Below are 11472 nucleotides of genomic sequence, written 5' to 3'. Positions count from 1 at the left end.
AGTACCGTCAGGAAGATGCGCATAGGCGCCATTAAGAGCATCGACTTGAAAAGCGATGTCGGAAATAGTCTCGCCTATATATGAAAGATCCAAATTAGTAATTGCTTCAACGGAACTCAGAAGATTATAGCTACCCTCAATCTCCTGGGAGAAAGATCCCTCAAGAACACTTCGTACAAGGCTCTGCTGATAAAGACTTAATTGGAAAAACCCACTCACAGGATAAGGATAATCAGTTACCTGATCCGGAAAGCTGTAGGTCACGACGGATCTCGTCCAGCGCTCCCCTGACAGGAGAGCCTGCGCGTTGGGATCCACGTAAAGAGGATTGGTAGCTTGAGGGGCCTGCGCCATATAGAATCTCCTGGTGTGTCATAGACCATATGTTATAAAGTTACAGCGACCTACAAATTGGAAGTTGTCTCAAGATGAAATGCTCGCCGGCGGGTAAAACACTTGCGAATGCGCGCACTCCTCAACTCAACAGCTCTGTCAGTCACCTATTTCCAGGATTGCTCAGCGAACTGGGCTTCATTCGTAGGATCCAAGAGTTCGGAATGCAGCCGCTCCACAAGCGTCCCGGCTCGCGCCGGTCCGGAAAGCCGCCGAAGCAGCCCGACATCGTCCTGAACGCAGAAAGGCCGGTCGCTCGACCGGCCCTTTTTGTTTGTTGGAAACGAAGATGCGAGATCAGATCAGCACGAAGTTGCTGGAGGCCAGCGTCAGACCAGCTGAAAGCTGCGCGAACTTGATCGCCGCTGCAGTTCCCCTTCCGTCGGCATCGTATGACAGCGCACCCGTTACAGCGTCGTAGACGATCTGTGCCGTGTCAGCCGTGGCGACAGGTCCCGCCGCCAGCGACAGCGCGCCGTTCCCGAAGAAGATGCTCCGGCTCAACGCAATCCAATCCTCCGCCGCATTGAAGCCGACGAGCTGATCGACATTGCTCGCCGCATTCAGCGCCGTGTCGAACACGAACGTGTCACGGCCCTGCTCGCCGTGCAGCGCATCGTTGCCGGCACCGCCGACCAGACGGTCGTCGCCGCTGCCACCCGCGATCAGGTCATCGCCATTGCCGCCCTCGAGCCAGTCGTTGCCGTTGCCGCCCCACAGCGTGTCGTTGCCGCCGGCACCGGCCAGAACGTCGTTGCCGTCCTGCCCGTTCAGCTCGTTGGCAGCGGCGCTGCCATAAACGGTGTCGTTGCCCGACCCGCCGACGATGTTCTCAACACTGCTGATAACATCGCCCGCAGCCTGACCGGAGGTCGCGCCGGTGGCCAGATCGACCAAGAACCCCTCCGGGCCGCCATAAACGACCGTGTCGGTGCCTGCGCCGCCGTTCAGGATATCAGCTCCCGCACCGCCGACGATGACATCGTTGCCATCATCGCCATAGAGGGCATCGTTGCCCTCGTCGCCATAGAGCGTGTCATTGCCGGCACCGCCCCACAGCGTGTCGTTGCCACCCGCTCCGGCGAGGATGTCGTTGCCGGCCTGCCCGTTCAGCTCATTGGCACCAGCGCTGCCGTAAAGCGTGTCATGGCCCGACCCGCCGACCACGTTCTCGAAGTTGCTGATCACGTCGCCTGCCGCCTGGCCACCGGTTGCGCCGGTGCGCAGATCGACGAGAACACTCTCCGGACCACCATAGACGAGCGTGTCAATGTCGTTGCCGCCGTCCAGAGTGTCGGCACCTGCGCCACCCTGAATGATGTCGCTTCCGTCACCGCCCGCGACAAAGTCGTTGCCGCTATCGCCGTAGAGCGTATCGTTGCCAGCGCCGCCCCACAAAGTGTCGTTGCCGTCCGCGCCAATCAGAAGGTCGTCACCTCCGTTACCCGAAAGGCGGTTCGCTCCCGCATCACCGATCAACATGTCACCAAAAGCCGAGCCGGATAAGGCTTCGATGTCGACCAAAGTGTCACCGTCGTAAAGGCCAACAATGGCCGTACCAACAGCAAGGTTAGCAATCACTGCCGATGAGGATAATTGGTAAGACGCCTCGTCAAACCCGGCGCCGCCGTTCAATGTGTCATCCCCGGCCGCGCCAAGCAGGACATCATTTCCGGCGCCACCATTCAGGAGATCATTTCCGCCGTAGCCAGAGAGAATATCGGAGCTGCTGGTACCGAATATAGTATCATTGTTCTGCGTTCCGGCCTGCAGAAGGGTTCTCTGAACGTTGCCATTCACCACAAATAGGACCACTGAACGCTCGATATTCTGGCCAGGAGTGGATGCTCCGCCGTCTACTGGAGGGGGACCATCGACCACTTCGCCCGGCTCGACCAACTGCCCGGTACCATCAGGACGTTCCTTGATAATGTATATGCCATCTGTTTGAAATTTACCGTGGTCATTGCCAATGTATTCCCACTGACGACCCGTAGTATCACCTCCATCTGGGTAGGATGGCGCCCCATCACCGAACATTTGACCGATGTTGGACAACACCAAGCTTCCGTTATCAAGAATTCTATAAACTAAACCACTACGGCCAACCCAGAATGTACCGGAGTCGGTCGTTATGGTCTCACCCAGGTAAGTATCTGTGGAACCCCCGTCTTGCGACGAACCTTGACCGCTTCCGGAGTCGCCACTTCCAGGTCCGCTGGTTCCACTTCCTGTCCCAAGAAGTGGATTGTTGAATACTCCTCCAAATGACAAAAGATACTCAAGCTCAAGCTGCGTCATTGTCATCGCACTCTTCTCCCAGTTTCGGCAGGGCTGCACCTTCGCAGTTCAAATGTTATAACATATATATATTCCTATGCAATCATGGCTTGTTGATATGGGCCTCACACAACTCATCTGATAAGTCAGTCTTGCCAGTTCCTCACGGTACCGATGGCAAGCCCAAGATACGTTTACGCAATTTCTCGTGAAATGATCCGGCGAAGCTGTTAAACGGCCCTCATCCAATTTCGCATACCATGAGAGCCGCGATGAACGCGCCCCGATCCGAATTCCTGAAGGTCCTCACCGAGCGGGGCTTCATTCACCAGACATCCGATTTCGAGGGTCTGGACACTGCCGCCCTGGAGGGTCGGCTGACGACTTATGTGGGCTACGATTGCACGGGACCGTCGCTTCACGTGGGCCATCTGCTCTCGATCATGATGCTTCACTGGTTGCAGAAGACCGGCGCGGGCAAGCCGATCACGCTCATGGGTGGCGGCACGACGCGTGTCGGCGACCCCTCGGGCAAGGACGAGAGCCGCAAGCTTCTAACGGTCGAGCAGATCGAGGCCAACAAGACCAGCATCAAGGGCGTGTTCTCGCGCTTCGTCACCTTCGGCGAAGGCAAGGTCGACGCGATGATGGCGGACAACGCCGAGTGGCTCACGACCCTCAACTATATCGAGTTCCTGCGCGATGTGGGCCGCCATTTCTCGGTCAACCGCATGCTGTCCTTCGACAGCGTGAAGCTTCGCCTCGAGCGCGAGCACGAATTGTCGTTCCTGGAATTCAACTACATGATCCTCCAGGCCTACGATTTCGTGGAATTGCACAAGCGCTATGGCTGCGTTCTGCAAATGGGCGGCTCGGACCAGTGGGGCAACATCGTCAACGGCATCGATCTCGGACGCCGTCTCGGCACGTCGCAGCTCTACGCCCTCACCTGCCCGCTGCTGACGACCTCTTCCGGCGCCAAGATGGGCAAGACGGCTTCCGGTGCCGTGTGGCTCAACGCCGACATGCTGAGCCCCTACGATTACTGGCAGTTCTGGCGCAACACCGAGGACGCGGATGTGGCGCGCTTCCTGAAGCTCTTCACGATCCTGCCCATGGATGAAGTCGCGCGGCTGGCGGCCCTGCAAGGGGCTGACATCAACGAGGCCAAGAAGGTTCTGGCAACGGAAGCGACCGCCCTCCTCCACGGCCGTGAAGCCGCCGATCTGGCGGAAGAGACCGCTCGCAAGACCTTCGAGCAAGGCACCCTCGCGGAGAGCCTGCCGACGATCGAGATTGCGTCGAGCGTTCTCGAAGCCGGCCTCGGCGTGCTCACCGCCTTCGGCCCTGAATACGCCAAGCTGGTTCCGTCCACGGGCGAAGCGCGCCGGCAGGTCAAGAGCGGCGGCCTCAAGGTCAACGACGAGACCGTCGCCGATGAACGCGGCGTCCTGCGCCTTACCGATATGACACCGGAGGGTGTGATCAAGCTCTCCTTCGGCAAGAAGCGCCACGTGCTGCTGCGCGCCGTCTGAAGATAAAAAGCATCCGGGTTCGAACGCATCGGACCCGGATGCTTTTCTCCAAATGTTTTCCTTCACGCCCTCACCGGGCAAGACGTTCCGTCAGGCGGAGATCGCCATGAAATCGCGTGATACGGCAGCACGGAATTCGGACACGCGTCATCCTCCCACAATGCGTCCGGTCGCCGCCGTGTTGGCTGTCGTCATCCATGAAGACCGGGTGCTGCTGGTCCGCCGTGCCAATCCTCCCGATGCGGGCAAGTGGGGTTTCCCCGGTGGCAAGATCGATCCGGGCGAGACGATAGAAGACGCAGCGGTCAGAGAGCTTTTCGAGGAAACCACGATCCGCGCGGAAGCGAAGGGTGCCTTTACCGCACTCGACGCGTTCGACCGGGATGAACGCGGTGAAATCCGCCAGCAATTCGTGATGATCGCGGTCTTGTGCCGATGGATCTCCGGCTCACCTTTTGCCGGAGACGACGCCATGGAGGCCTCCTGGTTCGCGATCTCGGAGCTGGACATGCTCGACTGCGTGAGCATCGACGTCGACACCGTCACGCTTCAAGCGCAGAAACTCTCACTTTCGCTATAGAGGCCGACGAGTCGCGAAAGCCTCAGCGCTCGATTGGCAACGGTCGCGCGGTATCCGCCTCAAGCGCACCGCCTGCCCCGAACAATTTACGCAGGAATCCCGGTGCGACAGCGGAGAGCGGATTCACCGAGAGCGTCGGCGCGGTGCTCGCGCCCGATGCCCTGAAATTCACGGCGAACAACCCCTCGTATTGACCGCCGCCGAGAAGTGGGCCGAACAGCGGCACCTGAGCGAACGCATTGTTCAGGCCATAAGCCGGAACGAACGTGCCGCTGATATCCATCTTATCGTGATTGTAGTCGATAAAACCGTTCAGGGTGAAGCCGATCTGGTTGCCCCAGATGGCCGCATCCCTGAAATCGATGCGCCCGGCCGTACGCGTGAAATCCACACGCGCTTTTGCGAAATCGATGCGGTTCGTATCGACCTGCACGTTCTGCGCCCGCCCCTGACTATCTCGACCGGCGACCACCTGGGTCTGTGTCGGTATGATCCGACGCAATGCCGGCTCGTTGAGAAGAGTGAACGACCGCAAGGTCATCACTCCGGGCTGCTGGCCGTCACCTGTTGTCATCTGCAGGATGAGATCGCCGCCGGACATGCGGCGATAGACATCCGTAAAGCGCAGCAGAGCGCCGCCATCCTCGGCCTGAAGAACGATGACAGGCCCGGCACCGCCGCCTTGCGGAATGGTGCGCGAGATCACGTTTGTCGATCCGAGCCGCCCTTTCATGTCCAGCTGACGCAAGCTGTCCTTACGAGTGGAGGCCTTGATCGTGGCGTTGGTGATCGCCTCGTCGTTGTAACCGGTCAGGATATTGAGCGCGAGATCGAGGTCGATGTCCCTGGAATCGCGTTGGGCCGTGCTGCGAATGCTCGAAACCGAGGTCGGCGCAGACGAACCGAGAGACTTCGTGAACGGCCTGGCATCGCCCACATTGCCACGCACAATGACCTTGTAGACACCACCGACGCGGTCGAACTGCACGCGCATATCGTCGCCGGCAGACATCTTGAACGTGGTCAGGTCGGCCTTTTCGAGGGAGCCATCCCCGCCGAGAAGCGCCGTTCCGCGCAATTGCGTCGCGCCGCTGTCGAGTTGGAGATCGCGGACTTCGCTCGTCGCCCCTTCGACCAGCGTCAGCGTGAGCTTTCCGGGGCGGCCGGACGGCTTCACCCAGCCGGGAATGAGTTGATCGACGGCAGCTTTCGTCAGATCCGCCTCAATGCGAATGCCGGATTTGGCGTCCTTGCCGAGAGGCATGGTCGCGCGGATCGGCAGTGGTCCGGTCAGTTGCGTACCGAACGACATTCCGCGCCGTTGGCGCGCGGCATCGTCCAGCGTGAAAGCGACATTCGCCTCGCCGCCTTCCCGCGTCTGCCGAACATCGATGGTCGCGGGGCTGCCGGCGAGTTTTCCATCGCCCTTGATCGAAAGGGAGCCGCGATCGTAAGCGATGGCGAGCGCCGCGCCTTCGAGCCGATCCTTACCGAACATCTTGTCCACGGCGAGGTCCGTGACCTTGCCGTTCACGGTCAACGGCAGATCCGCAAAGGCCGGGACGTTGTTGACGAGTAATCCGATACCGACCCTAAGGTCTGCCTTGCCCTTCGTGTTCGCGGGATCGGCATCGAAACCGGCGATCTGGCGGATCAGCGGCTCTTTCAGAAGACCAGACAGAGCATCGGCCCCGCCTTGCAGGCGAAAATCGATCTGCGCGACGGCGGCTTCGTCCCAGTAATTGCCGAGCGTGAATGTCCCATCGGAGGCCGCAAGGCTGCGGGCCTCGGGCAGTTGCACTTCTCCGGTCGGGGCGCGAAGCATGACTTTCATGCCGGTAACGTTGCCCGCCACATTCATCTTCGAGACAGGCGGAAGCCCCTCGGCAGCCTTCAACGTGCCTTGCGAAATCGCGAAATCGATGTTGAGCGACTGTTCTGGAATCGGTCGCCCCGATATGGCCTTGCTCATGTCCTCGCCCGTCATGGCGACTTTAAGCCCGAGGCTGTCGAGCGTGCCGCTTTTCAAATTCTTGACGAGAAATTTTCGCACAGGCGGCGCGACAGCTTCCGGCCAGATGCGAAGCGCCGAGCGCATGTTGGAATTCGACGCCCGGACATCGAGTTGCAAGCTCCGGGGATCCGCGGGCGTGCCGAGCACGCCGGAAATATCGGCAAAGACGCCCGGCCCGCGCAGCTTCACCGAATTAAGTGTGACACCTTCAGGACCAGAAAGATCGGCCTCGATGGAACTGAGCTCGACAGGCTGATCGCCGCTGGTCGCCCCCGACAGCCGGGCGTTCTTGCCGCTCAGAGACAAATGCCATGGCTCTCCGTTCAGCGGCAAGGCAAGCTTGCCCTGCAAGTTCACGGACGTCTCTCCGCCCTTGATTTCAAGAGTCTGGAGATCGAGCTGGTGGCGCTCTTCATCCCAGGCCATGGCAATGGTGGAACTGTCGACCTGAAGTGGCGACGTATCCCTGTCGTCGATTTGAAGTGCGCCGGCATTGCTCGTGAAGCGCGCCTTGAGATCGGTCAGGCGGCCTGCCCCATAGGCGGCGTCGATCCGCCCCGAGAGCTTAAGATCCGTCGTCGCGGGCAATGCCGAGAGACCGGCAAGGAGAAGAACGTCTTCCAGCGGAGCATCGGCTGCAATGACGGTTGCGCGATAGCCTGCCTTGTCGTTGCCGCTGGCATCGCCATTGAGCTGCCATACACCCTGCGGCCCATCGAGTATCGCTTCAAAATGGTGATCGCCGTCGGCGTTCTTGTCGAAAACAGCATCGACGCGCTTGAAGGTTCCGCGCTGTTTCTGATGCGCATCGACAAGCGTGAGGCTGGCATTCGTGAGTTGCGCCCGGTCGAGCGAACTCAAAATGCCGAAGCGTCCGACGACAAGCGTGAAGAGGGAGCCGACGGCACGCGAAACCGGAGAGACCTGCTCGCCGCTCTGCGCCGTCGTTATCGGCTGCGGCACAGGAGCGGCCGGAACAGGCGAAACATCTGCTCCGTCGCCACCGGGCGCCGGAGAGAACGAAAGCGAGCCATCCTTGCCGACAAGCGCGCGAATCTGAAGGTCGCGTAATTCGATCGATCGCGGCTGCAGATTTCCCGTCAACAGCGACATGCCGTCGACACTGACGGTCGCATAAGGAGCCCGAACGACCAGCACGCCGTCGGGATCGCGAATGTCCAGACCGATGGCCCGCAGGGCTGGCGATCCCGACCTCAATTCGAGTGCGGTATTACGCATCGTCACCGACCAACCGGGTCCGATGCGCGAGGCCAGGGCTTCGGCAATTCGCTCGGGCATCCGGCCGAAGCTGAGCGGGCCGGCGGTCAGGCGCGCATAGAGCAATCCGGCGCACACGATCACGGCCAGAACGATACCCAGCTTCACATAGAGAGCCCCACGCAGCACGCGTGCAATCACGCTCCGCTGCGCCTTCGGCCGTCCGGCGCCCTTGAGGCGCTTATGTTTGATCGAAAACTGCTTCATTCCGGCGATGTTGAGCGATCCGGTTCTTGAACTGTCGGCAAGGAGTGGGAATCAAGTCGCGGGGAACTTACCCCGCCTGACCGCCTTTCGACCATCTTGTTCAGGCGATCATCTTGTTCAGAATTGCTGTTTGGCTCCCAAACACCGACAATCCGCCGAAAGGAAGGCGAACATGACATTGACCCTTGGACAAAAAGCCCCGCAATTCGCACTCCCGGTGACGGGCGGCGATAAAATCAGCCTCGAAGCGCTGAAGGGCCGCAAGGCCGTGCTCTATTTCTACCCCAAGGACGACACCAGCGGCTGCACCCTCGAGGCGAAGGATTTTCAAGCGTTGCGGGATGAATTCACAGCGGCCGATACGGAAATCATCGGCATTTCACCGGACAGCCTCAAGAGCCACGACAAGTTCCGCAATAAATACGGCCTCGCCTTCCCTCTCGCGGCGGATGAGGAAAAATCCATGCTCGAAGCCTACGGCGTCTGGGTCGAAAAGAGCATGTACGGCCGCAAATACATGGGCGTCGAGCGCACCACCGTCCTCATCGACCGCGAGGGTAAGGTCGCGAACATTTGGCCGAAGGTGAAAGTGCCGGACCACGCGAAAGAGGTGCTCGCGGCGGCAAGGGCGCTTTAGCGCCCTTCGGTCTTGTTGTTACTTAGGGTTGAGTTGCTTTGTTATTTCGTTTAAGAGGGTTTCACACTCCTCTATGGTCCAGCTTGCTCCATGCCGAACTACAAAGCCCTTCATTCCGGCTACAGCTGGAACTCCAAACCGTCTCTGAATGATCAGAGAACCCCTGTCATCCTCACCTATTCATTCCCCACATCCGGCTTTTCCTGGACGGGTTGGGCCGCATTCGACGCCGCCGACAAAGCCGTGGCCCGCGCCGCGCTGAAACAATGGGGCGACGCGTCGGGAATTTCCTTCATCGAGGTGCGGGGCGACAACGCTGAATTGAAATTCCAATGGGAAAAAACCTCGGAAACCATCACCGCCTATGCGGAATTCCCGGAGATGTATTCATCCTATTCGGACAAGGACTATCTGTATCGCAGCTTCAGCAACGGCAACGTCTACCTGAACACCCTCGCGCGGGACGAGCTGACGCAGGACCGGAATTTCAAGTCGTTGGTGCTGCTGCATGAAATCGGCCATGCGCTCGGGCTGAAGCATCCGTTCCACAAGATGGACTACAACGACCAGCTTCTCTCGTCCGAACTCGACAACATCACCAACACGGTGATGAGTTATACCGGAAGAGAAAACCTGTATTCAGCGCCCCAACTCGGATGGCTCGACATCGAGGCCATTCAAGCCCTCTACGGCGCCCCGTCGAAGGACGGTACGCATCTTGCCGCGTGGAGTTGGCAAGCATCCAAGCAGATCCTGACGCAGATCGGCAAATCCGACTCGGACAAGATCTTCGGCACAGCCGTCAAGGATGTCATCAGAGGTCAAAAGGGCAACGACCGTCTCTATGGATTCGACGGGAACGACGTCCTGCACGGCGGTCTTGGAAAAGACACTCTCACGGGCGGATATGGAAACGACGATTTCGTATTCTCCACCGCGCTCAATGCGCGAAAGAATATCGACAAGATCGTCGACTTCCAGTTCGGCCTCGATTCGAGCGGTTTGGACCGAATCGTCCTCTCGTCCAAGGTCTTCAAGGCCCTTCCGAAAGGATGGCTGTCCGAGGCCGCCTTTACAAAAAACACTCATGCGAGCGACGCGGATCACCGGATCGTCTACGACGACGACAGACGGATCGTCTTCTACGATCCGGATGGCTCGGGTCCCCTGGCGCAGATCGCCTTCGCCAAATTCGGGATCAATTCGGATGCTCCTTTCTGGGACAGTTTTTACATCGTCTAGGACGCAGTCTCGCAGAGTCTGACCATGTCACCATCAACATGATCAGACTCGTATTTACCGGACGCTAGTCGATATCATCGACCGCTTCGCCACCACCATAGACGCGCTGGGCGAGCGAGGCTTCCATGAATGGATCCAAGTCACCGTCGAGCACATCCTGCGGGCTCGTGGATTGCGCGCCTGTGCGCAGGTCCTTCACCAGCTGATAGGGCTGCAGCACATAGGAGCGGATCTGGTGGCCCCAGCCGATATCCGTCTTCGCGGCGGCTTCCGCACTGGCCTTCTCTTCCCGCTTCTTCAGTTCGGCCTCGTAGAGCCTTGCGCGGAGCATGTTCCAGGCCGTGGCCCGGTTCTTGTGCTGCGAGCGCTCCTGCTGACAGGCCACCACGATGCCGGTCGGGATGTGGGTGATACGCACGGCTGAATCGGTCGTATTCACGTGCTGGCCGCCGGCACCCGAGGAGCGGAACGTATCGATCCGGCAATCGGATTCCTTGACCTCGATGTTGATGCGGTCATCCACCACCGGATAGACCCACACCGACGCGAAGCTCGTATGGCGGCGTGCATTCGAATCGAAGGGCGAGATACGGACCAGACGGTGCACGCCGGATTCGGTCTTCAGCCACCCGTAGGCGTTGAGACCCTTGATCAGGAGCGTCGCGCTCTTGATTCCCGCCTCTTCGCCGTCGGTGATTTCGAGAAGTTCTACCTTGTACTTCCGACGCTCGGCCCAGCGCGCATACATGCGTTGAAGCATGTTGGTCCAGTCCTGGCTCTCGGTGCCGCCCGCGCCCGAATGCACTTCCACATAAGTGTCGTTGCTGTCGGCTTCGCCTGCGAGCAGCGTTTCCACCTGCCGGCGCGCGGCTTCGATCTGGAGGGCGCGGATCACCTCCTCGCCTTCGGTGATCGTGCTTTGATCGTCTTCCATCTCACCGAGTTCGATCAGGGTGATCGCGTCGTCGAGTTCCTGCTCGAGGCGTTTGATCGCATTGATCTGATCTTCGATGGATGTGCGTTCGCGCATGATCTTCTGCGCGGCATCCGCATCGTTCCAGAAGTTGGGATCTTCGGTGCTGGCGTTCAGCTCAGCGAGGCGTCTCTGGGCATTGTCCCAGTCAAAGATGCCTCCTCAGCAGCCCGACTGACTGCTTGGTCTCATCTACGAGGTGTTGAATTTCGGCGCGCATTGTCTTGCTTTTTGAACTCTGCCGTTGGGATAGCGATCCCGTTTAAGAGGACCGCCGGAGCGTGTAAAGAAGTTGGATCTTGTGAATGATCCAGCTTCCATTCGTTGTCCATG

General features: G+C 59.3%; 7 protein-coding genes. 4 read left to right on the top strand and 3 right to left on the bottom strand.

Annotated elements, in window-relative coordinates; translation table 11 throughout:
• Positions 1 to 690: 690 nt before the first annotated feature.
• A complete protein-coding gene (locus tag AB4072_RS05165; protein ID WP_441965963.1) occupies positions 691 to 2208 on the bottom strand; it encodes a calcium-binding protein in 1518 nt (505 codons plus the stop codon).
• Between the two features lie 725 nt (positions 2209 to 2933).
• On the opposite strand from AB4072_RS05165, the gene tyrS reads away from it, so the two are divergent.
• Together tyrS and AB4072_RS05155 are read left to right on the top strand one after the other, a co-directional pair.
• On the top strand, positions 2934 to 4208 hold the full coding sequence (tyrS, locus tag AB4072_RS05160) for a tyrosine--tRNA ligase (RefSeq protein WP_441965961.1): 1275 nt from the start codon (positions 2934 to 2936) through the stop codon (positions 4206 to 4208).
• Between the two features lie 106 nt (positions 4209 to 4314).
• Complete coding sequence (locus tag AB4072_RS05155; RefSeq protein ID WP_441965958.1) at positions 4315 to 4788, top strand: NUDIX hydrolase; 474 nt, start codon at positions 4315 to 4317, stop codon at positions 4786 to 4788.
• Between the two features lie 22 nt (positions 4789 to 4810).
• Here the strand turns inward: AB4072_RS05155 and AB4072_RS05150 are convergent, their stop codons facing one another.
• Entirely contained in the window at positions 4811 to 8287 is a 3477-nt protein-coding gene (locus AB4072_RS05150) for a hypothetical protein (RefSeq protein WP_441965956.1), read from the bottom strand.
• Positions 8288 to 8459: 172 nt separating this feature from the next.
• Between AB4072_RS05150 and AB4072_RS05145 the strand changes: the two genes are divergently transcribed.
• Together AB4072_RS05145 and AB4072_RS05140 are read left to right on the top strand one after the other, a co-directional pair.
• Entirely contained in the window at positions 8460 to 8924 is a 465-nt protein-coding gene (locus tag AB4072_RS05145) for a peroxiredoxin (RefSeq protein ID WP_441965954.1), read from the top strand.
• Positions 8925 to 9014: 90 nt separating this feature from the next.
• Positions 9015 to 10166 carry a matrixin family metalloprotease gene (locus tag AB4072_RS05140; protein ID WP_441965952.1) on the top strand — a complete coding sequence of 384 codons (1152 nt, stop codon included), beginning with the start codon at positions 9015 to 9017 and terminating at the stop codon, positions 10164 to 10166.
• A gap of 64 nt (positions 10167 to 10230) precedes the next feature.
• Here the strand turns inward: AB4072_RS05140 and prfB are convergent.
• Positions 10231 to 11359, bottom strand: a protein-coding gene (prfB, locus tag AB4072_RS05135) for a peptide chain release factor 2 (protein ID WP_441965950.1) whose coding sequence is annotated in 2 segments (ribosomal slippage) — positions 10231 to 11289 and positions 11291 to 11359 — 1128 coding nt in all. Because the reading frame shifts where the segments join, the coding sequence is not laid out codon by codon here.
• Positions 11360 to 11472 lie beyond the last annotated feature (113 nt).

The organism is Microvirga sp. 2MCAF38 (assembly GCF_052115485.1).
Taxonomy (GTDB): Bacteria; Pseudomonadota; Alphaproteobacteria; order Rhizobiales; family Beijerinckiaceae; genus Microvirga.
This window is presented reverse-complemented; position numbering and strand designations above follow the sequence as displayed.

What these genes read in the sequence shown, in the direction of transcription:
- tyrS (WP_441965961.1), top strand. Translation starts at nt 2,934, where the DNA reads ATGAGAGCCGCGATGAACGCGCCCCGATCCGAATTCCTGAAGGTCCTC.
- AB4072_RS05155 (WP_441965958.1), top strand. Translation starts at nt 4,315, where the DNA reads ATGAAATCGCGTGATACGGCAGCACGGAATTCGGACACGCGTCATCCT.
- AB4072_RS05150 (WP_441965956.1), bottom strand. Translation starts at nt 8,287, where the DNA reads ATGAAGCAGTTTTCGATCAAACATAAGCGCCTCAAGGGCGCCGGACGG.
- AB4072_RS05145 (WP_441965954.1), top strand. Translation starts at nt 8,460, where the DNA reads ATGACATTGACCCTTGGACAAAAAGCCCCGCAATTCGCACTCCCGGTG.
- AB4072_RS05140 (WP_441965952.1), top strand. Translation starts at nt 9,015, where the DNA reads ATGCCGAACTACAAAGCCCTTCATTCCGGCTACAGCTGGAACTCCAAA.